The 446-nt window shown below is 38.8% G+C and carries 1 pseudogene; it reads left to right on the plus strand.

Annotated features, from left to right (window positions below):
• Nucleotides 1–446, plus strand: a pseudogene (locus VQ048_RS12625) (conjugal transfer protein MobB); the annotation flags it as partial.

Raw genomic sequence — 446 nt, forward strand, 5'->3', positions numbered from 1 at the left:
TTCTGTTTGCGTAGATGAACAAGGCAAAAAAATCAATGATGCTTTTGAGAAACGAAAATCAATGCGAGTGTGTCGTGCATTAGAAGAAAAGTTTGGGTTGCAATCCGCCTTAGATAAAAAGGAAGGAGAAGACAAAGTCTTATTTCAACCTGTGGATTATCGCAAGGCAGACCTCAAAAGTCAGTTGGCTTCTATTGTTCGTTATATCCCTCAGTATTATCAATTTCAAAGTCTGGGAGAATATACCGCCTTACTTAAACTGTTGAATATTGGTACCGAAAAAGTAGAAGGCGAATTACACGGAGAACATCGGAGAGGATTGGTGTATTTTGCTTTGGATGAAAACGGAGAAAAGGCGAGCAATCCCTTTAAATCCTCATTATTTGGCAAAAAGGCGGGACTTCCATCACTGGAAAAACAAATGGAACAACATAAGCCTCAATTAA

It is taken from the genome of Bergeyella anatis (assembly GCF_036016955.1).
Taxonomy (GTDB): Bacteria; Bacteroidota; Bacteroidia; order Flavobacteriales; family Weeksellaceae; genus JAYWXI01.